Annotated in this window: 20 protein-coding genes; 5 read left to right on the top strand and 15 right to left on the bottom strand. The window is 62.3% G+C overall.

The features are described from left to right. Window positions 1–161 precede the first annotated feature (161 nt). Window positions 162–1,742 carry an isocitrate lyase gene (locus CBM2588_RS20765; protein WP_115682260.1) on the top strand — a complete coding sequence of 527 codons (1,581 nt, stop codon included), beginning with the start codon at window positions 162–164 and terminating at the stop codon, window positions 1,740–1,742. A 75-nt stretch (window positions 1,743–1,817) separates the two neighbouring features. Here CBM2588_RS20765 and CBM2588_RS20760 read toward each other — a convergent pair whose 3' ends face one another. Continuing rightward, window positions 1,818–2,027 carry a hypothetical protein gene (locus tag CBM2588_RS20760; RefSeq protein ID WP_231942220.1) on the bottom strand — a complete coding sequence of 70 codons (210 nt, stop codon included), beginning with the start codon at window positions 2,025–2,027 and terminating at the stop codon, window positions 1,818–1,820. 306 nt (window positions 2,028–2,333) lie between these two features. Here CBM2588_RS20760 and CBM2588_RS20755 point away from each other — a divergent pair, with 306 nt between their 5' ends. From CBM2588_RS20755 to CBM2588_RS20740, 4 genes are all read left to right on the top strand, one after another. Continuing rightward, window positions 2,334–3,806: a YecA family protein gene (locus CBM2588_RS20755; protein WP_115683676.1), complete on the top strand. Its 1,473-nt coding sequence runs from the start codon at window positions 2,334–2,336 to the stop codon at window positions 3,804–3,806. A 326-nt stretch (window positions 3,807–4,132) separates the two neighbouring features. After that, window positions 4,133–5,431: a hypothetical protein gene (locus CBM2588_RS20750; protein WP_147298422.1), complete on the top strand. Its 1,299-nt coding sequence runs from the start codon at window positions 4,133–4,135 to the stop codon at window positions 5,429–5,431. Window positions 5,432–5,444: 13 nt separating this feature from the next. Then, window positions 5,445–6,650, top strand: a complete 1,206-nt coding sequence (locus CBM2588_RS20745; protein ID WP_115682259.1) for a HEPN-associated N-terminal domain-containing protein — start codon at window positions 5,445–5,447, stop codon at window positions 6,648–6,650. Between the two features lie 430 nt (window positions 6,651–7,080). Beyond that, window positions 7,081–8,382, top strand: a complete 1,302-nt coding sequence (locus CBM2588_RS20740) for a hypothetical protein (protein WP_147298421.1) — start codon at window positions 7,081–7,083, stop codon at window positions 8,380–8,382. A 272-nt stretch (window positions 8,383–8,654) separates the two neighbouring features. On the opposite strand, the gene CBM2588_RS20735 is transcribed toward CBM2588_RS20740, so the two are convergent. From CBM2588_RS20735 to CBM2588_RS20670, 14 genes are all read right to left on the bottom strand, one after another. After that, window positions 8,655–8,939, bottom strand: coding sequence for a hypothetical protein (locus tag CBM2588_RS20735; RefSeq protein ID WP_115682257.1), 285 nt, complete (start codon window positions 8,937–8,939; stop codon window positions 8,655–8,657). Between the two features lie 549 nt (window positions 8,940–9,488). Beyond that, a complete protein-coding gene (gene cheZ, locus CBM2588_RS20730) occupies window positions 9,489–10,124 on the bottom strand; it encodes a protein phosphatase CheZ (RefSeq protein ID WP_115682256.1) in 636 nt (211 codons plus the stop codon). 18 nt (window positions 10,125–10,142) lie between these two features. Then, window positions 10,143–10,529 (bottom strand): chemotaxis response regulator CheY, encoded by a 387-nt coding sequence (cheY, locus tag CBM2588_RS20725; RefSeq protein ID WP_018004712.1) that lies wholly within the window; start codon window positions 10,527–10,529, stop codon window positions 10,143–10,145. Between the two features lie 70 nt (window positions 10,530–10,599). After that, window positions 10,600–11,682, bottom strand: coding sequence for a protein-glutamate methylesterase/protein-glutamine glutaminase (locus CBM2588_RS20720; RefSeq protein ID WP_115682255.1), 1,083 nt, complete (start codon window positions 11,680–11,682; stop codon window positions 10,600–10,602). A 22-nt stretch (window positions 11,683–11,704) separates the two neighbouring features. Next, the gene (gene cheD / locus CBM2588_RS20715; protein ID WP_062802333.1) at window positions 11,705–12,355 is read right to left on the bottom strand and encodes a chemoreceptor glutamine deamidase CheD; all 651 of its coding nucleotides are present in this window, start codon (window positions 12,353–12,355) and stop codon (window positions 11,705–11,707) included. Further along, entirely contained in the window at window positions 12,355–13,269 is a 915-nt protein-coding gene (locus CBM2588_RS20710) for a CheR family methyltransferase (protein WP_172583644.1), read from the bottom strand. Before CBM2588_RS20710 ends, cheD begins: the two co-directional genes overlap by 1 nt. Before the next feature lie 26 nt (window positions 13,270–13,295). Further along, window positions 13,296–13,790 carry a chemotaxis protein CheW gene (locus tag CBM2588_RS20705; protein WP_115682254.1) on the bottom strand — a complete coding sequence of 165 codons (495 nt, stop codon included), beginning with the start codon at window positions 13,788–13,790 and terminating at the stop codon, window positions 13,296–13,298. A gap of 24 nt (window positions 13,791–13,814) precedes the next feature. After that, on the bottom strand, window positions 13,815–15,827 hold the full coding sequence (gene cheA, locus CBM2588_RS20700) for a chemotaxis protein CheA (protein ID WP_115682253.1): 2,013 nt from the start codon (window positions 15,825–15,827) through the stop codon (window positions 13,815–13,817). Window positions 15,828–15,981: 154 nt separating this feature from the next. Beyond that, entirely contained in the window at window positions 15,982–16,944 is a 963-nt protein-coding gene (gene motB / locus CBM2588_RS20695; protein WP_115682252.1) for a flagellar motor protein MotB, read from the bottom strand. Window positions 16,945–16,977: 33 nt separating this feature from the next. Further along, window positions 16,978–17,841, bottom strand: coding sequence for a flagellar motor stator protein MotA (gene motA / locus CBM2588_RS20690; protein WP_012355101.1), 864 nt, complete (start codon window positions 17,839–17,841; stop codon window positions 16,978–16,980). Between the two features lie 119 nt (window positions 17,842–17,960). After that, on the bottom strand, window positions 17,961–18,566 hold the full coding sequence (gene flhC, locus CBM2588_RS20685) for a flagellar transcriptional regulator FlhC (protein WP_018004719.1): 606 nt from the start codon (window positions 18,564–18,566) through the stop codon (window positions 17,961–17,963). Next, window positions 18,563–18,880: a flagellar transcriptional regulator FlhD gene (gene flhD / locus CBM2588_RS20680; protein ID WP_010812713.1), complete on the bottom strand. Its 318-nt coding sequence runs from the start codon at window positions 18,878–18,880 to the stop codon at window positions 18,563–18,565. Before flhD ends, flhC begins: the two co-directional genes overlap by 4 nt. Before the next feature lie 482 nt (window positions 18,881–19,362). Continuing rightward, window positions 19,363–20,097, bottom strand: coding sequence for a DUF4088 family protein (locus tag CBM2588_RS20675; RefSeq protein WP_115682251.1), 735 nt, complete (start codon window positions 20,095–20,097; stop codon window positions 19,363–19,365). An 8-nt stretch (window positions 20,098–20,105) separates the two neighbouring features. Next, entirely contained in the window at window positions 20,106–21,947 is a 1,842-nt protein-coding gene (locus CBM2588_RS20670) for a methyl-accepting chemotaxis protein (protein WP_115682250.1), read from the bottom strand. Window positions 21,948–22,054 lie beyond the last annotated feature (107 nt).

Below are 22,054 nucleotides of genomic sequence, written 5' to 3'. Positions count from 1 at the left end.
TCTCATTGAAAAATAAGGAAAAACAAAGTCTTATGTCTTATATAAGACATAGCCGCAACGAAGCCGGATCCCCCTACAATGAGTTCACGCTGTTTGCTTCGACCCACGGTCGGCACGCCAAACGATTTTTCTCAAAACGCGCCTTATCTTAGGAAACTGACATGGCCCAGTATCAAGACGACATCAAGGCAGTGGCTGCTTTGAAAGAAACCCAGGGCAGCGCCTGGAATGCCATCAACCCCGAGTACGCTGCCCGCATGCGCGCGCAGAACAAGTTCAAGACGGGCCTGGACATCGCCAAGTACACCGCCAAGATCATGCGCGCCGACATGGCCGCCTACGATGCGGACTCGTCCAAGTACACCCAGTCGCTGGGCTGCTGGCACGGCTTTATCGGCCAGCAGAAGATGATTTCCATCAAGAAGCACTTCAACAGCACCGAGCGCCGCTACCTGTACCTGTCCGGCTGGATGGTCGCCGCGCTGCGCTCCGAGTTCGGCCCGCTGCCGGACCAGTCGATGCACGAAAAGACCTCGGTCAGCGCGCTGATCCGCGAGCTGTACACCTTCCTGCGCCAGGCCGACGCCCGTGAACTGGGCGGCCTGTTCCGCCAGCTGGACGCCGCCACCGGCGCCGAAAAGGCCGCCATCCAGCAGAAGATCGACAACCACGTCACCCACGTCGTGCCCATCATCGCCGACATCGACGCCGGTTTCGGCAACGCCGAAGCGACCTACCTGCTGGCCAAGCAATTCATCGAAGCCGGCGCCTGCTGCATCCAGATTGAAAACCAGGTCTCCGACGAGAAGCAATGCGGCCACCAGGACGGCAAGGTCACCGTGCCGCACGAAGACTTCCTGGCCAAGATCCGCGCCATCCGCTACGCCTTCCTGGAACTGGGCGTGGACGACGGCATCATCGTCGCCCGCACCGACTCTCTGGGCGCCGGCCTGACCAAGCAGATTGCCGTGACCCGCCAGCCGGGCGACCTGGGCGACCAGTACAACTCGTTCCTGGATTGCGAAGAACTGTCGGCCGACCAGCTGGGCAATGGCGACGTCATCATCAAGCGCGACGGCAAGCTGCTGCGCCCCAAGCGCCTGCCCAGCAACCTGTTCCAGTTCCGCGCCGGCACGGGCGAAGCCCGCTGCGTGCTGGACTGCGTGACCGCGCTGCAGAACGGCGCCGACCTGCTGTGGATCGAAACCGAAAAGCCGCACATCGCCCAGATCGCCGGCATGGTCAATGAAATCCGCAAGGTCATCCCGAACGCCAAGCTGGTGTACAACAACAGCCCGTCGTTCAACTGGACCCTGAATTTCCGCCAGCAGGCGTATGACGCGATGAAGGAAGCGGGCAAGGATGTGTCGGCCTACGACCGCGCGCAGTTGATGAGCGTGGAATATGACGACAGCGAGCTGGCCAAGCTGGCGGACGAGAAGATTCGTACGTTCCAGGCTGATGCTTCGCGTGAGGCTGGGATCTTCCATCATCTGATTACGCTGCCGACGTATCACACTGCTGCGCTGTCGACGGATAACCTGGCTAAGGAGTACTTCGGCGATCAGGGCATGCTGGGTTATGTGGCTGGCGTGCAGCGGAAGGAAATTCGTCAGGGGATTGCTTGTGTCAAGCACCAGAATATGTCTGGGTCGGATATTGGGGATGACCACAAGGAGTATTTCAGCGGGGAAGCGGCGCTGAAGGCGGCAGGTAAAGACAACACCATGAATCAGTTCTGATTCTGGTAGTACCCAAAGCAGAACGCCAACCCGTACGGGTTGGCGTTTTTTTTATGCGCCTGGCCGCCCTGCTGACTATTCGATGGGCAGGCCGTGCAGTTTGAGGAAGGATAGTTTGTCCCAGTAGCCTCTTTGGAAGGCTATGCGGCTATCACGGACGGTGAAGAAACTGCAGCCGCGTAGGCCTATGGGGTCACGCCACTCGAGTGCTGCGACTTCTCCTGCTTCATGGATTGCTTCGACGACGCAGGTCATCTTGGCAAGCGCGAATTCACGTTCGAACATGGCGCGGATCGCGTCGCGTTCCTTGATTGGGTCTTGAGTACCTGATGATTGACTGCGTCGGGGTGGTAGAGATCGGCTAGGCCTGGCCCTTGGCGGTATTGAGCGTCGGCGGTACGCTAGAAGCAGTCCCCAAAGGCAAGCGCTCGCAAATCGATCGAAGGATTGCCTGGGACCATTATACTAAAGGGCATGACCATTACCCATACTAAGCTCTAGCGTCTATCTGGCATATCATCATAAGGAAGAATTCGGTTCGCACGGAGGTTTTTGATGGTTGGGGAGCATTGCGGTGGGGGCGAAACAACTATGACTGGGAATTCCAGCGGCGTCACAGCGACGGAGCGACTGCTTGCGGAATTCTGCGAGCGGTCATTCCTAAAACTCTGGAGCTATCCGAATCCGCACAAGGATGACGGGCACGAGCTCTGCGACCTGCTTGCGGTATTCGGTGACACCGTTTTCATCTTCTTCGACCGCGAGAACGAACTGCCCGACATCACTGACAAGGATCCGCAGGTCCTGTGGAATCGTTGGAAGCGCAATGTCATCGATCGCCAGGTCAGGACCGCGCACGGGGCGGAGCGCTACATCCGCAGCGGCAGGCCGATTTTTCTCGACGCAAAGTGCGAGAAACCGTTCCCGGTGCCGTTCGACAAGGACAATGCCGTCATTCACAAGATTATCGTCGCTCACGGGGCGAAGGAGGCCTGTGAGCGGGCATCGCCTCAAAACGTCTACGGCAGCCTTGCGATCGCCTACACCGAGACCGACGGGGGCCCCACCCATCCGTTCCATATTGAGATCGACAGGCACAATCCGGTTCATGTCCTCGACAGCCACAATATGCCCATCGTGCTTCGCGAGCTTGATACGGTCACCGACTTCTCGGCATATCTCGAGGAGAAGGTCCGCGCCGCCGCTGCCTTCGACTATCTGAGCTATTGCGGCGAGGAAGACCTTCTCGGTCATTATCTAATGAACTACGACGCCGCGACTAACCGACATGTCATCGGGCCAAGGGGCAAGGACCATAGCAGGGTCGACGGCGTGATGATCGGTGAGGGGGAGTGGCGGGACTTCGTGCAGACCGTTGTCTACAAGAACACAAAAAATGAAGACCGCATTTCGTATTTCTGGGACCAATTGATCCAGCGTACCTGCCAAAACAGTCTGGAGGGAACGCTCGGCGGTAACTCGAACATCGCACGCGGCGAGAGTGCGATCCATGAAATGGTAAAGGAACCGCGATTTATGCGCCGCGGTCTCTCCGAGAAGATGCTCACGGCCGTCGACCGCTTCCCGGACACGGGTTCGTTCACGCGCCAGGTAACTTTCCTGCCTTCATTCAAGCCAAATGTTGGCTACGTCCTCCTGCAATTGCGCGTTCCAGAAGCTATCCGCGCAACGGCGGATTTTCGTGAGAAGCGACAGACGCTGCTGGAAATCGCTTGCGGCGCGGCGAAGAACAAGTTCCCTAACCTGGTGAAAGTCATCGGCATCGGAATCGAGAACCCCAAGTTCTCGGGTGGCACGGTGTCCGAGGACTTCATCCTGATGCCATGCGAGACCTGGACCGACGAGACGAAGGCCTACTACGAAGAGCTGAATCGGAATTGGAATTTCTTTGGAACGCCGGCGCTGCGGCGGTTCAATGATCGAGTCACACAGTTCGTGCAGCCGCCGCGTGCAGGGAAGTCAACGCAGCCCAGCCCTAGGGGGCGCAACGCGCCGTGCCCCTGCGGCTCAGGCAGGAAGTTCAAGAAGTGCCACGGGCGATAGCTTCGCGTGTCGCCAACCGATGGCGGGCATGGCGATGAGCGGTCGGCCGAGACCGACCAAGAAGGGGCGCGATGCTACATAGGTGCGCAGGGCGACGAAGACAGCTCTACTCACGTAGCGGGTTCGTCAACTGCTTTCGAGTTCTCGGAATCCTCTGGAAACTCCGACTTGAACATTGCGTCAAGTTTGGGAATCAGGGTTACAGCAGTGCGATCCTTTGCAAAGCGCTTCCTTCTTGCTTCGCACTCCGAAACAAAGGGTCTCTCAACGTTCCGCTGTCGCCTGTACCAGGCTCAATCTCACGACGGATATTAGCCATAACGGATATGCTAGAAGAACTCGACTGCATTCCCCCTTGTATCCCCCTGTTGGTCTCTGAAGTTTTCGCCAAATCAAAAGATTGGGACACCGCGCGCCGACGTCTCAGATATCTTCTTCCCGATCTAAAACAACAGTCGGAATACTATGAGCTCTCAACTATGTCGCGAATTCGAGCGCCCGCACCACCCGACAAGCTGGAAATTTATCTTGATGGCGGATTAGATCTTTTCAATGAGGATAAGGTCTGCCGGGCTCTCCGTTGCCGCATAGAGGCCGCTCAGCGCCTTACGCGGAGCCTTGGCCTCCTGGCTGACACCATGTGGTTGACCGACTTTCTTACCGAAAAATTTTGCCGCTTCGGGCGCATCACAAACCTAAAGCTCGATGCCATCTTGTGCGACACGTTGGTCCTAATAGAGCTCTACCCCCTGATGGTTGCAGGCATTCTCAAGTTTCGCAGCCCTTGGCTCGCAACCTGTTCTTCCTGCCTCGACCACTTTGAAGGGGAGGTAGATCGAATCACGGAATTCTTGTACCGCGAACATGCGGAGACCTTTTCTCTGGACGAACATCCGGCCGGCGGCCTTTCCTTTGACACGGGAAGCTTGTACACGCCTCCCCTACATCTCCACCTTGTGCCGCGCAGATCCAAGGATTCTCGGCAACCCTCCCTACCGGATCTGTCCTATGACGCAATTCGCGCTGCTGTGCGGTCCGCATTGTGGACTGGAAGAGAGGCGGTTGCAGGCGCAGGATCAATCTTCTCCAATTCGGGGGTCGGGCTCGCAGGACTAGCTTACGTGGAAGGTGCAGCTCGCAATCGTTCAGAGCTACGGATGCTTGATGAGCGACGCAATATTAATTTGCCGTGGGTTAGTGATTTAGATCCGCGTCAAATTATTCAACTGCGCCAGGAGGCCGTTTCAGCGTTGCCAATGTTTCGCGAGTTAATGGCAAAGCATTTGTCCACTTCGTCCACGGAGGCCACTTCATCTTCCGTCAAAGCCGTTGTAGACGAACTACGACAGCAGTCAGTCGAAGTCCGCAATGAGCTTAGCAATATCCAGCGCCATTCTACTCGCTTCTGGAAAAGCTCATACATGCTCCTCGGCTTCGGAGTGTCCGCCTATGGCGTAGCGACCTCACAAGCGCTACCTGCCGCAGGCGGTCTATTGCCGCTTATCCAACTCATCATCAATCACAAGTCGGGAACGGAGCGCGAGACCGAAAAAATCAAATTTCGACCGGGGTACGTCCTCGTCAAAGCACAAGACATACTCGCGCACAGCGATCCAAATAGCTAGGACAACGACTATTATGGGACGAGTCAAAACTTGGGCACTGGCTGAGCAAGAACAGGGGTTCAGCTCCAACAACACAAGAGTCTGCAGCAAATGTATTGATGACGTAGGGCTACGGCGGTCCATTCGCCGCGAGGGCGCACACGGTCAGGGCTGCTCCTACTGCCCGACTGGTACTGAAGGAACTAAAAGCGTAAGGTTTAATGACTTCATGCATCTGCTGGTGAAGGGCATCGGCACCGAATGGGGAGATCCTGCAAACGAAGGCTTAGGCTGGAGGGATGGGCAGTGGGACGGCGCAACGTATGATGCGTACGACTTCTTCCAAGGCGGCATGTTGGACCTTACCTTTCGCGACGAAGGCCTCATAGCGGATGTGGTGGATTCATTTGGCGACCGCGCTTGGTGTCGGTTGAACCCTTATCAATTGTCCCCGGCCGAGGCGCTGTCTGCAGGATGGAAGGAGTTTGTCAGAATCATCAAACACGAATCTCGGTATGTGTTTTTCCGGATGGAAGGCAACTCCCGACAACTCGACATCAATGAAATCCCGCCAGCATATTTCTTAGACGCATTGGGATCCGTGATTGCCTCCTGTCGACTATATAAGACACTTGATGCTGGGACAACAGTGCAGAGAATTCGATTGCGCAAGAGAGGGGAGAAGCTAACAACGGCTGGTGACTTAGGGCCTCCTCCACTCAAATATGCTACTGCTCCGAACAGAATGAGTGCTGCCGGGATCAGCGCTTTCTACGGCGCGTTCGACAAAGAGACCGCAATCGCGGAAACCGTCGGCCCAGGCGAGAACCGGCGTTATGCAACACTAGGACATTTTCGAACTTTGCGAGAATTACGCGTGGTCGATCTCACGACTCTCCCAAGACTACCTAGCATCTTCGAGGAAAACGCGCGAGTCCGACGAGACGGCATCCTATTCTTACGTGAGTTCCTGAGTGACTTTCGAAAGCCTGTGAAGAAGGACGGGAAAGAGCACATCGAATACGTTCCCACGCAAGTAGTCGCCGAGTACCTGCGCTTCGTGCACCGTTCACCGATGGGCCACGCGATTGATGGCATCGTTTACACAAGCTCTCGCAAGACCAAACGAGATGCTTGCGTGATTTTTGTTGGACCAGACGGTGTTCGCGGTATGGCTGACGATGATAACGACGAGGTTCTCGCCCTTGAAAAGGTCGAATCATTCTCACTAAAGAAGTAGTTCCGCCGTTTCTGCCCTTCACTAGCGCCTCGCTGCATCACGAAGCCCATGGAGCTGTCTGCCTTCGGCAAGCCTCCGACATTACAATTTGATTGGCAAGCGCCTGCTGGGCGGCCCCGAGCTGGCACCAACCCGAGCTGCGGTGGACCCTGTATGGTCGCTAGCAACGGCCGTTGAACGTCAAGCCATAGCCGGCTCACCAGCCGGCCGAACCTGAAGCTCCATTGCCGACATCGCACTCCGAAAATCCAACCCGTGAAGGCAGCCTGCGAGATTACCGCAGTTCTCTCCAGTCTTGGTAAGCCAACGCTACAGTGCGCGAATATAAAAACATCATAGCTAACTTCGAGGTTCATAACCTCAGTGTGTCTTCGAAGGGGCGTCAGGTTGCTAGAATGTCATTCGACGGGCCACTACTGAGTAATTCGATATGCTGAACGAACTAGAAAAAGTTTGCAGTGCTTTGGACGGATTGGCCGAGGCCGTGCTAAACGCATGGTCAGGCGAACAGACAATGACTGAGGCGTTCGGCTGGTATGCACCGGCACTGACTCGGCATGACCTCGCCACGATGACGAGAAGCCTTGCCGCAGATATTAGAAGCGTGGACGCTGATGCCGTTAATTCCGAGATCGAATCCTGGGTCAGTGACTTACCTAGGCGAATTCAGCAATTGCAGGCAACTGTTGTACCTCAATTGTTCGGCGGCAACGCAGGGCAAGCCGCGCCCGCCTTCATAACGACTATTCAGACCATTCGAGGCACTCTGTTGCCGGGGGTTGGCTGGCACGCCGTCCCCGATGCCAAGGCTATGCCAGCCCCCTTGGCCCGCCGCGCACGAGCCGCGAAGGCCGCTCTCGATCAATTGGAGCCTACGCTAACTGGCTTGAGCCAGCAGGTCAACGAAATCGCAGCCGCCCACGAAGCCGCCGAGTCGCTCCCGGCAGACTTGCAGGACTTGGCGGAGGCACGGGAAAAAATGACTCAAGCCGCCACCAATATCGCCGTGGCAGAAAAAAAGGCGGAAGGTGTCTTAAGTTCCATTTTCATCACTCAAGAAATGATCAAATCGCAGGCCAGCACGGCTGAGAAGTTGGTCAAACAATGCGAAGACGCCTACACCATCACCACGTCAAAGGGACTTGCAGGTGCGTTTGACCAACGAGCGGGCCGCCTTGGTTGGTCAATGTGGATTTGGGTGTTCGGCCTCGTGAGCGCACTACTGCTCGGCTCCGCCATTGGCGCCCATCGACTTGAACTTCTGTCAAACGCCATTCAAGCAGAAGACCCCAATTGGGCGGCTGTGGCAATTCAGTGCGTGCTTTCGCTTATCAGCGTCGGGGCGCCGCTGTGGTTCGCCTGGCTTGCAACGAAGCAAATTGGCCAGCGCTTTCGGCTTGCAGAAGACTATGCCTTCAAGGCGTCGATCGCCAAGGCGTATGAGGGATACCGAAAGGAGGCCGCGCGCATCGACCCAAATTTCGAACACCAGCTCTTCGGGTCAGCGCTCGCTCGGCTTGATGAGGCGCCTTTGCGCCTAGTGGGCGACGATCCGCATGGAAGCCCATGGCACGAACTCGCTAACTCCGACGCCGCTCGCCGCGCTTTTGACGCTTTCCCGGAGGTAAGAGACAAAATGATGGAACTGCTGCGAGAAGCCATTGCGACTGGTGCCAAGCTCACCGCCAAGGGACAGGATAAGGCCGACGCAAGTAAAACCGCAGACACCTAACGGCAGGCTGTATGTCGCCTTCCCCCGCCTCTATCAAATGGGATTTAGCTCTCAAGCTCCGGTGATCCTTCGTGAGCAAGGTTTTGTCCGACGCGTGAGAATGTAAGGAAGGGATCTTGATCTCAACGACTGCAACGAAACTCAGATCGGTCGCCGCCTTCTACAAAGCGCTTCGTCCGAGACGGGTTTCTCTGCGAACCTAACGCTCAAATCGATTGATTCCAGGAACGAGGGCAGCCGATGGCACGGCTGCCCCATCCCGCCAACATCATTCACCCAGCACCCTGCCCCTCCACCACCGCCAACTCACTCAAAACCTGCGTCTCATGCGCCAGCCAGGCCGCAAGAGAAAGCAACCCCTCCCAAACCCCCTGCTCCAAATCCACCGCCTCCAAACTAACAGCCCCATGCTCACTAGCCATAAGCAATAGCCCATGAAGCTGCGCCGCCCGTTGCACCGCAAGACTCAACGGATTCTCCCCGGGGCTATGAGCGGTGACGAGCATGTCGACACCATTGTGTTCGGCAGTAATACCGTGATGACTATGGCTATACATGGCACACCTCCACATACGCGCCCCGCGCACGCTGCTGCATTGTGAAGGTACTGAAGATCGCCAATCGCCCAGAATGGGCAAGTAAGAAATGAAGCATGGGAATGCCCCCTTATCCATACAGGTTCAGTCCCGCTCCCCGGCTGATGATTAGGGTGGGCGGGCGCAAGGCAGGGTTAGCAGACCGGGGAAAGAGCCAAAAGCCGGCGAGCCCGAAGGCTCCCCTGCCAGGGCCCGCCCAATGAAGGGGCGTGCGCAGGCGCGGCGAACGTAAGGATACCGCCAGAAGACGAACGTTCGGCTCTCTCTTTTCAGGCTGCTAAACCCGGTCGCCACGACGCAGCGACGAACCCAGTATGAAGAGGGGCAGCAAGCGCGAGTATGGGCAAACTCTTAAAAACGTTCATCGCCGGGCTGCGGGGATGTAGCGGTGCGCAGGTGTTGATGCGGTTGACTTCGTGGATGCGCCGGCCCTCACCCCCGCCCCTCTCCCGCAAGCGGGAGAGGGGAGAAAACACGCGGCATCGCGCAATGCCGCAGGCTATTCAAACCTCAAAACCCCAAACTAGCCAACAAATCATCCACCTGCGCCTGGTCCGACACCACATCCGGTTTCCCTTCCGGATTCACCTGCGGCCCATTCATCAGCGTCGACGGCGCCTGCACTTCCACCCGCCGCTCTGACGGCACGTTGTCAATCAGCACCTGCAGCAGTTCCTGCTCCAGCGTGCGGATCATGTCCATCATCTTCTTGATGACCTGGCCGGTCAGGTCCTGGAAGTCCTGCGCCATCATGATGTCGAGCAGGTGGCTGTTGGTGGCGCGGGCCTGGCCGGGCACCTCGGACAGGAAGGCGCGGGTGTCCAGTACCAGCGAGCGGGCGTCGGCCAGTTCCACCGGCTGTTCAAACCAGGCGGCCCAGCGCTTGTCCAGCGCTTCGGCTTGCTGTTCGATGTCGGACTGGATCGGCTGCGCCAGTTCGACCGCGTTGAGCGTGCGTTCGGCGGCCTGCTCGGTCATCGCGGCGATGTAGTTCAGGCGGTCGCGCGCGTCGGGGATGGCTTGCGCGGCGCGCTCGATTTCCTTGTCCAGGCCGAGCTCGCGCATGTTGTCGCGCAGCATGCGCGTCAGGTTGCCGATGCGCAGGATCAGTTGTTCGGCGGAATCGTTGCTCAGGGTGGGGGTCATGACAAACGCGCCTCCGCCTCAGCCGCCGAGCTTCTCGAAGATCTTGGTGATCTTCTCGTCCAGCGTGGCGGCCGTGAACGGCTTGACCACGTAGCCGTTGGCGCCGGCCTGGGCCGCGGCGATGATGTTTTCCTTCTTGGCCTCGGCGGTGACCATCAGCACCGGGATCTTGCCGATGTTGGCGTCGGCGCGGATGGCCTGCAGCATCGACAGGCCGTCCATGTTGGGCATGTTCCAGTCCGAGATCACGAACTGGAAGCTGCCGTCCTTGGCTTTTTCCAGGCCGGCGGCGCCGTCCTCGGCTTCCTCGACGTTGACGAAACCCAGCTCCTTGAGCAGGTTGCGGATGATCCGGCGCATGGTCGGGAAATCGTCCACGACCAGGATCTTGATGTTCTTGTCCACTTTAAGGGCTCCAGGTAAATGCAGTGATGACTTGTTGGTCCGGCTTTGTTGTTTGGGCTTGCCGGCTCGACTAGACGCGTTGCGCGCGCGTGCCGTACGTGGCCAGGCGCGCCATCACGCGCTGGGTCATCGCCGGCAAGGGCACGACTTCATGCACGCCGCCGGCGGCGATCGCCTCCTTCGGCATGCCAAACACGATGCAGGTCTGCTCGTCCTGCGCCAGATTGTAGGCGCCGGCGTCGCGCATGCGCAGCATGCCACGTGCGCCGTCGCGGCCCATGCCGGTCAGGATTACGCCGATCACGTTCTTGCCGCCGTGCTGCGCGGCCGAATCGAACAGCACGTCCACCGACGGGCGATGGCGGTTGACCGGCGCCTCCTGCGACAGGTGCGCGACGTAGTTGGCGCCGCTGCGCGCCAGCAGCAGGTGCGAGTCGCCCGGCGCGATATACGCATGGCCCGGCAGCACGCGCTCGCCGTGCTCGGCTTCCTTCACGGTGATGCGGCACAGGCCGTCCAGCCGCTGCGCGAACGAGCGCGTGAAGCCGGCCGGCATATGCTGCACGATCATCACCGCGGGGCTGTCGGGCGGCAGCGGCATCAGGAATTCCTTGATCGCCTCGGTGCCGCCGGTGGAGGCGCCCAGGATGATCAGCTTTTCGGTCGACAGCAGCGGGCTGCGCAGCATCGGCACGGGCGCGGTGCCGGTGGCTGCAGGCGCGGCCGTTGGCGTGGCCGCGCGCACGCGTGCGCGCGATGCGGCGCGCAGCTTGTCGGCAATGGTGTCGGTGTATTCGAGCAGCCCGTCGCGGATGCCCAGCTTGGGCTTGGTGACGAAGTCGACCGCGCCCAGCTCCAGCGCGCGCATGGTGATTTCGGAGCCGCGCTCGGTCAGCGACGACACCATCAGCACCGGCATCGGCCGCAGCCGCATCAGCCGCTCCAGAAAATCCAGGCCGTCCATGCGCGGCATTTCGACGTCGAGCGTCAGCACGTCGGGGTTCAGGCGCTTGATCAGGTCGCGCGCCACCAGCGGGTCGGGCGCGGTGCTGACCACTTCCATGTCGGGCTGGCTGTTGATGATCTCCGTCATCAGGCTGCGGATCAGCGCGGAGTCATCCACGCACAGCACCTTGATCTTGGCGGCAGTCATGATTGGTCGTGCTTGTAGGGGTTCAGGGAAGCTGGCGCGAGTACGTCTGCCGCGCAAACAGTTCCGGCGAGCGCGACGGTTCGCGCGCCGACGTGGCAATGGCCCGCGCCAGCGCGCGTTCGTCGCGCGCCACCGAAACCTGGTCGTCCTGCCGGGTCAGGCGGCGCACCAGCGCCAGCCCGCCGATCGGGAAATAGCTGACGCGGCGGGCATGCGGGCCACGCAGGTCCTGCGCCGCCACGCGTACCTCTTCGGCTTTCAGGTAGCGCAGCACGAAGTCCGCGTTGCGGTCGCCGATGTTCAGCGTGGTCATGTTGGCCAGCACCGCGCCGCCGCCGAAGACCTTGGCCTCGAGCCGCTCGCGGCGCGCGCCCATCTTGAGCAGTTCGTTGATCAGCACCTCCAGCGCATAGCTGCCATAGCGCATCGATGCCGACAGCATGCGGTCGGCGCTGCCGTCGTCGTCCGGCAGCATGAAGTGGTTCATGCCGCCGACGCCGGCCACCTCGTCACGGATGCAGGCGGCCACGCAAGAGCCCAGCACGGTGGTCAGCACCACGTCGTCGCGCGTCACGTAGTACTCGTTGGGCAGCAGCTTGATGGCCTGCTTGCCGAACTCGCGGTCGAAGTAGGTGCGCGTGGCCAGCGCTTCGGGCAGGTGGGGCGTGCGCATTACTGCCTGCCCCGGCCGGCCGCGGACAGCGCGCCCGGTGCCAGTTCATAGACGGTCTGCCCGCGCAGCTGGAACGCGCGCGTGACGTAGGAGAAGTTCTCCGAATGGCCGGCGAACAGCAGCCCGTGCGGCTTGAGCAGCGGCACGAAGCGCTCCAGGATGCGCCCCTGGGTCGGCTTGTCGAAGTAGATCATCACGTTGCGGCAGAAGATGGCATCGAACTGCTCGCGGATGCCCCAGTCGGGCGCGAGCAGGTTCAGCGGCTCGAACGCGATGGTGGCGGCCAGCTCGGGCTTGACCTTGACCGAGCCGGTGCGCGGACCGGTGCCCTTCAGGAAGAAGCGCTTGAGCCGTTCCGGCGACAGCCGCGCCACCTGCTCGGCCGAATAGACGCCGCTGCGGGCCTTGGCCAGTACCTGGGTGTCGATGTCGGTAGCCAGCACGGTGCCGGCGCGGTCGCCCAGCGCCTCGGCCAGGGTGATGGCGATCGAGTACGGTTCCTCGCCGGTGGACGCGGCCGAGCACCAGACGCTGTAGGGCCGGCCAATCTGTTTGGCATGCTCCGCCAGCAGCGGGAAGTGGTGCGCCTCGCGGAAGAACGAAGTCAGGTTCGTGGTCAGCGCGTTGGTGAAGAACTCCCACTCCGGCGAGCGGTCGTCCGCTTCCAGCAGCGCCAGGTACGAGGCGAAGTCGGTCAGCTGCAGCGTGCGCAGCCGGCGCGCAAGCCGGCTGTAGACCATCTCGCGCTTGTGGCTGCCCAGCGAGATGCCGGCGCGCCGGTGGATCAGCGTGCGGATCTGCTCGAAGTCGCGCTCGGTCAGCAGGAAGTCGCGCGCGTCGTCGCGCCGCAGCAGGGCGGCCGGCGCGGCGAGCGGGCCGGTGTGCGCGGGGGCGGCGTTGCGGAACGGCGTCATGGGCTGTTGCTTCGGCAGTGCGGAAATCAGGCGAACTCGGCTTCGACCAGGGCCATCTCGGGGCTGGTCATCAGCTTCTCGATGTCGATCAGCACCAGCATGCGGCCGTCGATGGTGCCCAGGCCAGTCAGGTGCTCGGTCGAGATCGACACGCCGAACTCCGGCGCGGGCTTGATCGCATCACCGGTCAGCGTCAGCACGTCCGACACACCATCCACCACGATGCCGACCACGCGGCCGGCCACGTTGAGGATGATCACCACGGTCTGGTGGTCGTAGCGCACGTTGCCCAGGCGGAACTTCAGCCGCAGGTCGACGATGGGCACGATCACGCCGCGCAGGTTGGTCACGCCCTTGATGAAGTCGGGCGCGCTGGAGATGCGCGTGACGGTCTCGTAGCTGCGGATCTCCTGCACCTTGAGGATGTCGATGCCGTATTCCTCCGACCCCAGCGTGAAGACCAGGAACTCCTGGCCCGAAGCGTCGCTTCCGGGGGTATCGATGTGTCCGATGCCGGCCATGATGGCTTGTTCTCCTGTGATCGATTACTGCTGCAGCGCCGGTTCCTGCCGGCGCACGCCGGTGCGCTGCAGCGCGCCGACATCGACGATCAGCGCCACGCTGCCGTCGCCAAGGATGGTTGCCGCCGAGATGCACGGCACCTTGCGGTAGTTGGTTTCCAGGTTCTTCAGCACCACCTGGTGCTGGCCGATCAGCTGGTCCACCAGCAGCGCGAAGCGCTTGCCTTCGGCCTGCAGGATCACGGCGATACCCTGCGTCGGTTCCTGCAGCGCGTTGGCGACGTTGAACACGCGGTGCATCTCCAGCAGCGGCAGGTACTCGCCGCGCACGTGCATGACGCGGTCGGAGTTGGCGGCGGTGTGCACGTCTTCGGCCTTGGGCTGCAGCGACTCCATCACGCAGTTCAGCGGCAGGATGAAGGTCTCCTCGCCCACCTTGACCGACATGCCGTCCAGGATCGCCAGCGTCAGCGGCAGCACGATGCGGATGGTGGTGCCCAGGCCCGGGCGCGAGCTGATCTGCACGTGCCCGCCCATCTCCTGGATGTTGCGCTTGACCACGTCCATGCCCACGCCACGGCCGGAGACGTCGGTGACGACTTCGGCAGTGGAGAAGCCCGGTGCGAAGATCAGCTGCCAGACTTCCTCGTCGGTGATGGTCTCGGACACCGGCAGGCCGTTCTGGATGGCCTTGGCCAGGATGCGCTCGCGGTTCAGGCCGCCGCCGTCGTCGCTGACTTCGATGACGATATTGCCGCCATGGTGCTGCGCGGACAGGATCAGCTGGCCGGTCGCGTCCTTGCCGGCGGCGACGCGCTTGTCGGGGGTTTCGATGCCGTGGTCCAGGCTGTTGCGCACCAGGTGCGTCAGCGGATCGATGATGCGTTCGATCAGGCTCTTGTCCAGCTCGGTGGCCTTGCCGAACGTAACCAGGTCGATCTGCTTGCCGAGCTTGCTGGCCAGGTCGCGCACCAGGCGCGGGAAGCGCGAGAACACATAATCCATCGGCATCATGCGGATCGACATCACCGCTTCCTGCAGGTCGCGCGCATTGCGCTCGAGCTGGCCCATGCCGGAGAACAGGCGGTCGAACAGCACCGGGTCCAGCGACGAGGCGGTCTGCGCCAGCATCGACTGCGTGATCACCAGCTCGCCCACCAGGTTGATGATCTGGTCGACCTTCTCGGTGGGCACGCGGATCGAGCCTTCGCCGTGCGCCGGTGCGGGGGCCGGGGCCGCCTTGGCCTTCTCGCGCGCGGCGGGGGCCGGCGCGGGCGCGGCAGCCACTGGCGCTGGCGCGGGCGCGACCACCTCTGCCGGGGCCGGCGCCGCCGCCGGCGCATCGGCCGCGGCTTCGATCACGATCTGGTCGGCGTCGATGACGAAGCAGCACACCGCGATGATGTCGTCGGCGCTGCATTGAGTGTTGAGCCACACCACCAGTTCGCCATTGGTTTCCTGCTGGCCGGTGATCTCGCCCAGGTTGGCCAGTTCTTCGCGCAGCAGCGCCTGGTCGGACGCCGAGACCTTGATCAGGCGGATCTTCAGGCCACCGCCGGCGGGGGCGGTTGCGGGCGCGGCGGCCGCGACAGGCGCGGGCGCGGCAGCCGCGGCGGGTGCCGGGGCGGGTTCATGGCCGGCGGCTTCCTGCGCCAGCTGCTGCAGCACGGCGCAGATGCGCGCCAGCGTTTCCGGATCGGGTTCGGTGCCGTTGCGGTAGGCGTTGAGCTGGTCTTGCAACACGTCCTTGGTTTCCAGAAAGGTGTCGATGATGGTCCTGGTCAACGCCAGTTCCTGCCGGCGCGTGCGGTCCAGCAGGTTCTCGAAGATATGGGTGGTCTCGGTCAGCGCGGCGAAGCCGAAGGTGGCGGCGCCGCCCTTGATCGAATGCGCGGCGCGGAAGATGGCGTTCAGGTGCTCGGCATCGGGCGCCTCGATGTCCAGGCCGAGCAGCAGCTGCTCCATTTCAACGAGCAGCTCTTCCGCTTCCTCGAAGAAGGTCTGGTAAAACTGAGTGATATCGATATCGACAGACATGGCGTCCTGAGTCACTTGCGGTTATTCACTATTTCGCGACGGCGCAACAACACTACTGTCATTCCCGCGCAGGCGGGAACCCAGCGTCTTTCACGTCCCCTTCGGGGAAAAGTCACTGGGTTCCCGCATGCGCGGGAACGACGACTATCGCGCTTCATGGTGACTTGCCTTTTGCAGCCGCGGCCGGTGCCGACGCCGCCAGCCCTGCCTGCATCTCCTGCGCGGCCTTGCCGGCCTGCGCCGCCACCGTGACCTCGGCGGCGCTGGCGTTCTCGGCCTCGAAGCGCGCCTGCGCCTTCTGGTTCAGCACCACGATGCTGATGCGGCGGTTGACCGGCGCCAGCAGGTCGTCCTTGTCCAGCGGCATGGTCGCGGCCAGGCCCAGCACGCGCAGCACCTTGCCCTCCTGCATGCCGCCCGCGATCAGCTCGCGGCGCGAGGCGTTGGCGCGGTCGCCGGACAGCTCCCAGTTGCTGTAGGTGCGCTCGCCGTTGGAATAGTTGGCCGCGTCGGTATGGCCGGACAGGCTGACCTTGTTGGGCAGCTCGTTCAGCACCGGGCCGATCTCGCGCAGGATGGTGCGCATATAGCTTTCGACGATGGCGCTGCCGGTGCGGAACATGGGCCGGTTCTGCGTATCCAGGATCTGGATGCGCAGGCCTTCGCTGGTGATGTCCAGCAGCAGCTGCGGGCGGAACTGGCGCAGCACCGGGTTGTTCTCGATGATCTGTTCCAGGCGCTGCTTGAGCGCGCGCAGCCGCTGCGCTTCCTGCTGCTCGTTGCGGCGCTGTTCGTCGCTGGGGTCGTTGTCGTGCGCGCGCATGATCTCGCCGTCCTTGCGCATCACGTCCATGCCGCCGCCCGGAATCACGCTGGGCGACTGGCTGCTCTTCTCGCCGCCGACGATGGCGACCTTGAGCGGCATGCGGAAGTATTCGGCAATGCCTTCCAGCGTCTTCTTGTTGGCGCTGGACAGCAGCCACAGCACCAGGAACAGCGCCATCATCGCCGTCATGAAGTCGGCGTAGGCAATCTTCCAGCTGTGGTTGCCGTGCGGCCTGGCGTGCGACTTCGCCCGGCGGACGATGATCGGACGCATATCGTGTGCGCTGCTCATGTGGTGCCCCTTGCTGCGTGCGTTGCCGGCTGCTTAGTTCAGGCTCTTCACTTCACGCACGTGGTCGTCGAGCTCGAGGAACGACGGTCGCACCGTGGAGTACAGCACCTTGCGGCCGAACTCCACCGCCACCAGCGGCGCGTAGCCGTTCAGGGAGGCCAGCAGCACCACCTTGATGCACTCGTAGACCTTGACGTTCTCGGACACCTGCAGCTCGATGCGCGCCGCCAGCGGCGAGATAAAGCCGTAGGCCAGCAGGATGCCGAGGAAGGTGCCGACCATGGCGTGCGCGATCAGTGCGCCCAGCTCGGCCGGCGGCAGGTCGGCCGAACCCAGCGCATGGACCACGCCCATCACCGCGGCGACGATGCCGAACGCCGGCAGGCCATCGCCGACGCGCGACAGCGCATGGGCGGGGATCTCGGCTTCATGGCGGAAGGTCTCGATCTCGTGGTCCATCAGGGCCTCGATCTCGAACGCATTCATGTTGCCGTTGACCATCATGCGCAGGTAGTCGGTGAGGAATTCCATCACCACCGGATCCGACAGGATGCGCGGGTACTGGCTGAACACGCTGCTGGCGGCGGGGTCGGCGATTTCCTTTTCCAGGAACAGGATGCCCTCGCGCCGTGCCTTGGACAGCAGCACGTACAGCAGCGACATGACGTCCAGGTACAGCTCTTTCTTGTACTTGGAACTCTTGAACAGGCCCGGCAGCGCGCGCGCGGTGGCCTTGATGGCCTTGCCGGTATTGGTGGCGATGAAGGCGCCGATGGCGGCGCCTGCGATGATCACCACTTCCGCAGGTTGATATAGCGCGCCCATATGGCCGCCGGTCATGGCGTAACCGCCAAGCACCGCCGCTACCACGACGACATAGCCAAGAACTACTAGCACGATCGGATCCCCGTCTAAAAACGCGCGTCAGCCACGCTCATTGGCCCGCGGCACGGGCGTACGGAGGGAATCCGTCCGCCAGCGCAGCAAGCTTGCCAGCCGGCGGACCTTGACCAGGATCAGGCGTTGGTCTGCACGGCGGCGGCGTCTTTCGAGAGCTTCTTCACTTTCCCTGCGCGCGACGGCGGACGGCACAGGCTGCACACGAAGTTCGCGTGCGGCTCATACGCGTGCGTGACAAACTGTCCGCCGCAACACGTGCACCGGGACAGCTGCAGCATGTTGCTCTCGAAGAACCGTACTAACGTCCAGGCCCGCGTGAAACTTAAGACAATTTCACCGCCGAGCAGCGAAACATGCTCGAGGTACAGGCGGTAGGCGGCCACCACCGCGCGGATGCCCACGGTCTCGCCTTCCTGCACCATGAACTGGTAGGCGGAGAAGAACAGCGACGAGTGGATATTCGGCAGCCAGGTGGTGAACCAGTCGGTCGAGAACGGCAGCATGCCCTTGGGGGGCGAGACGCCGCGCAGCTCCTTGTACAAGCGGATCAGCCGGTCACGCGACAGCGTGGTCTCGGCTTCAAGCACCTGCAGGCGCGCGCCCAGGCCGATCAGCTCGATCGCGAGCTGGGTCTGGTTGGCGTCCTGTAGCACGCTCTTGCGGCTGGGAACGGAGGTGGCCGTGTAGCTCCGGTTTGGCTCGGCCTGCAGGAGCGCGGTCAATTGAGCGACTCCACAGGCTGACGTGCGAGCAGGATCGCGGCGTGGATCTGCTGCATGTCATGGCTCTTGGCCGTGTGGGTGAGAGTAGACAGAAGTGCATGGTCGTCGAAGCGGAACCTGCACAGCACCATGTTGGATGCCGCGAGCTTGACGAGTTGCGCCGAGGTCAGCTTGGCAAGGATATCCGCGATTTCCTTGCTGACCCCGAGCCTGAACATGGCTTCGACCTGGTTTTCGCGCACAAGGCGTTGCGCGAGCAGCAGATAGGCGAGGTTAACCTCCCTGATCTCCTGGAGAACTTCACTGCTTTCCAATTTATCCCCGCTACCAAAAACCCACCGTGGCCGCTTGTCCGGCGCTTACCGTTGCCCTGCGGGCCCGGCGACCAGATCGTTTGTTTGCGGCTGGGCGGGTACAACGTACGACTAAGGAACTACGCCCAAGTCCAACTGTAATCAACTCCGTTACAAGTGTTACAGAGTGTAAGCAAGACCGTTACGTTTATATCGGCAATCGCCCCGCAATGCCAATCCCTACTTACGCGGGGGGGGAAGCAAATGTCGTATGAAAAAGACATGGGCGACGCAGATTTTGTAACAAGTCACACGTTTGACTCTTGATTTGGCTCAAGACGGCACGAGCAAAAGCCCTCTGCATCAAACGCGCGGGCACGACGTTGGTAGCCTGCTGGATTCCTCTATTGACGACGGCCGCGCGGAGTGTATCGCCGCGCATGCTGTTCGTAATACTGTCCAAAATTTCCGTCCTGAATCGGATGGATGCGGCAGTGCCAGCTTCAATGTCCGAACAATCGGCGCAGCCAATTCGCGAGCCGCGCGAACACGTCGTCGGGCGCTTCGCGAAACAATGCTGGGCGCACGCGCTCCACCTGCTCCAGCACGCGCGAGGCCTCTTCCGGCTGCACCGAGCCGTATTCCAGCGCCAGCCCCAGCATGCCGCGCAACTCGCCCACGCGCGCGCGGCCGGCGGCTTCGTTGTCTTCGGTCTGCAGCGCGTACATCAGGTCATAGGCGCGCTGGCGCAGGCTTTCGGCCAGGCGCCATGCCGGCGTGCGCATGCGCTCTTCCAGCGCGCGCAAATCTTCCGCCGACGCCGCCACCTGGGTGGCCAGGGCCTCGGTATAGGCGCTATCGGCGCCGCACTCGGCCAGCACCTGCGCCGCCCATTCGCGCGCATGCGCCAGGCGCTGCTCGCCGCTCCAGCCGGGCTGCACGGCCAGGCCGAAGCCGAAGCGCTGGGCGTCGCGCATCAGCGCAGCGAGCGCATTGGGCAACTGCTTGTCGAACACGCGGCGCGCCCACCCGTACTCACCCCCGGACAGCAGCCGCGAGACCGCGCGCTCGGTCAGCGGGCCGTCATGCTGCAGCAACCGCGCACGCAGGAAGTCATGAAACTCGGGCGGCAGGAACTCGCGGTCCAGCCCGGTCGAGACTCCGATGAACTGGTCGAATTCCTTGCGCAGCCTGGCCGCTTCCTCTTGCGGCAAGGCCAGGGTGATATCGGTCGTCATGGCAACACTCAGAACGCGCTCCAGTCGCCGTTATCGGCCGCGGCTAGCGCGGGGCGCGGCGTCATGGCCGCGGCGCGCGGCGCCGGCTTTGCTGGCGCCGGCTCGGCCGCGTCGTGCGCGGCTTCATCGGCGCTGGCGGCTCCCGTCTTGGCGATGGGCAGCTTGGCCGCGCGCTTGCTTGCGGCGATGGCACGCACCGCGCCCGCGGCGCGCTGGGTCTTGGCGGGCACCGCGGCGGCGGCGGGCAATACCTCGAAGCGCTCCGCGCGCTCGTCCTCCGCGGCCAGGCGGAACGTCGCCACCGCGGACTGCAGGCGGCCGGCCTGTTCTTCGAGCGCGCCCGCCGCGGCGGCGGCTTCTTCCACCAGTGCCGCGTTCTGCTGCGTGACCTCGTCCATCTGCGCCACGGCCTGGTTCACCTGCTCGATGCCCGAGCTCTGCTCGGCCGATGCCGCGCTGATCTCGCCCATGATGTCGGTCACGCGCTTGACCGCCTGCACGATCTCATCCATGGTCTTGCCGGCCTGGCCCACCAGCGCCGAGCCGTTGTCGACGCGCGCCACGGTATCGCCGATCAGGCCCTTGATTTCCTTGGCCGCGTTGGCGCTGCGCTGCGCCAGGCTGCGCACCTCGCCTGCCACCACGGCGAAGCCGCGGCCCTGCTCGCCCGCACGCGCGGCTTCCACCGCGGCGTTCAGCGCCAGGATGTTGGTCTGGAACGCAATGCCCTCGATCACGCCGATGATGTCGACGATCTTCTTCGACGCATCGTTGATCTCGTCCATGGTCTGCACCACCCGGCCCACCACTTCGCCGCCGCGCACTGCCGTGTCAGAGGCATTGGCCGCCAGCCCGCTGGCCTGGCGCGCGTTGTCGGCGTTCTGGCGCACCGTGCTGGTCAGCTCTTCCATGCTCGATGCGGTCTGCTCCAGCGACGCCGCCTGCTGCTCGGTGCGCTGCGACAGGTCGTTGTTACCCGCTGCGATCTCGCGCGAGGCGCTGCCGATCGACTCGGCCGAGGCCTTGAAATCGCGCACCATGCGCGACAGCTGCGCCTGCATCTGTTGCATCGCGAACACCAGGCTGCTCTTGTCGCCAGCGCGCGTGGTCACCGGCTGCGAGAAATCGCCCTCGGCAATGCGCGCGGCGATGGCCGCGGCATACGCCGGCTCGCCGCCCAGCTGGCGCGACAGCGCGCGCGCGAGCATCACACCCAGCAGCACCGACAACGCCACCCCGCCCAGCACCAGGCCCAGCATCCACAGGCGCGTTTCGTCGTAGACGCTGCGCGCTTCTTCCATGTTGGTGCGGGCGCGATCGTCGCGGCGCTTGACCATCTGCAGCATCACCGCTTCCAGCGCGTGGCTGTCCTTGAGCAGGTCGGCGCTTTCGGAGAACACCTGGCTTTCGAACTGCGAGGTATCGAGCGGCTGCTTGCTGACCAGCTCGACATACTTTTCCATGCGCGCGCGCAACGCCGGCGACAGATCCTGGTACTGCTTGAGCAGCGCCTTGCCCTCGGGCCTCTCGAAGGCGCCGGCGACCTGGCGGATGCGTTCGTCCATCGCGGCCAGCGACTTGGCGATCTGCTCCTTCTCGAGCGAGCGCTCGCCCATGGTCGATGCCGACAGCAGCGCGATCTGCGAACGGCTGGCGTAGACCAGGTTGATGTTGGCGTCCTGCACCGCCTTCAGCGCGCGCAGGTCGTCGTTGTAGATCTTGCCGGTCCAGTCGGCCATACGGCCCATGTTGACGACGCCCAGCAGCCCCATCACGGCGCCGATCACGGCGACCACCAGGAATCCGGCAACCAGCCTGGTCGTGACGCGCAATTGATTGAACCAATGCATAGCAACTCCCCCTTGTAACTGAAGCCTCGGGCACGGCCTGCCGCACCCTCTGTACGCTGGCGGCGCGGCATGCCGCGCCCGCCTTTACTTCGATCCCAACCGTGCGG

Origin of the sequence: Cupriavidus taiwanensis, assembly GCF_900250075.1 — a bacterium.
Classification (GTDB): domain Bacteria; phylum Pseudomonadota; class Gammaproteobacteria; order Burkholderiales; family Burkholderiaceae; genus Cupriavidus; species Cupriavidus taiwanensis_C.
This window is presented reverse-complemented; position numbering and strand designations above follow the sequence as displayed.

What these genes read in the sequence shown, in the direction of transcription:
- CBM2588_RS20755 (WP_115683676.1), top strand. Translation starts at nt 2,334, where the DNA reads ATGACTGGGAATTCCAGCGGCGTCACAGCGACGGAGCGACTGCTTGCG.
- CBM2588_RS20750 (WP_147298422.1), top strand. Translation starts at nt 4,133, where the DNA reads ATGCTAGAAGAACTCGACTGCATTCCCCCTTGTATCCCCCTGTTGGTC.
- cheA (WP_115682253.1), bottom strand. Translation starts at nt 15,827, where the DNA reads ATGTCTGTCGATATCGATATCACTCAGTTTTACCAGACCTTCTTCGAG.
- CBM2588_RS20745 (WP_115682259.1), top strand. Translation starts at nt 5,445, where the DNA reads ATGGGACGAGTCAAAACTTGGGCACTGGCTGAGCAAGAACAGGGGTTC.
- CBM2588_RS20705 (WP_115682254.1), bottom strand. Translation starts at nt 13,790, where the DNA reads ATGGCCGGCATCGGACACATCGATACCCCCGGAAGCGACGCTTCGGGC.
- motB (WP_115682252.1), bottom strand. Translation starts at nt 16,944, where the DNA reads ATGAGCAGCGCACACGATATGCGTCCGATCATCGTCCGCCGGGCGAAG.
- CBM2588_RS20675 (WP_115682251.1), bottom strand. Translation starts at nt 20,097, where the DNA reads ATGACGACCGATATCACCCTGGCCTTGCCGCAAGAGGAAGCGGCCAGG.
- CBM2588_RS20710 (WP_172583644.1), bottom strand. Translation starts at nt 13,269, where the DNA reads ATGACGCCGTTCCGCAACGCCGCCCCCGCGCACACCGGCCCGCTCGCC.
- cheD (WP_062802333.1), bottom strand. Translation starts at nt 12,355, where the DNA reads ATGCGCACGCCCCACCTGCCCGAAGCGCTGGCCACGCGCACCTACTTC.
- CBM2588_RS20740 (WP_147298421.1), top strand. Translation starts at nt 7,081, where the DNA reads ATGCTGAACGAACTAGAAAAAGTTTGCAGTGCTTTGGACGGATTGGCC.
- CBM2588_RS20720 (WP_115682255.1), bottom strand. Translation starts at nt 11,682, where the DNA reads ATGACTGCCGCCAAGATCAAGGTGCTGTGCGTGGATGACTCCGCGCTG.
- CBM2588_RS20735 (WP_115682257.1), bottom strand. Translation starts at nt 8,939, where the DNA reads ATGTATAGCCATAGTCATCACGGTATTACTGCCGAACACAATGGTGTC.
- cheZ (WP_115682256.1), bottom strand. Translation starts at nt 10,124, where the DNA reads ATGACCCCCACCCTGAGCAACGATTCCGCCGAACAACTGATCCTGCGC.
- CBM2588_RS20765 (WP_115682260.1), top strand. Translation starts at nt 162, where the DNA reads ATGGCCCAGTATCAAGACGACATCAAGGCAGTGGCTGCTTTGAAAGAA.
- CBM2588_RS20760 (WP_231942220.1), bottom strand. Translation starts at nt 2,027, where the DNA reads ATGTTCGAACGTGAATTCGCGCTTGCCAAGATGACCTGCGTCGTCGAA.
- CBM2588_RS20670 (WP_115682250.1), bottom strand. Translation starts at nt 21,947, where the DNA reads ATGCATTGGTTCAATCAATTGCGCGTCACGACCAGGCTGGTTGCCGGA.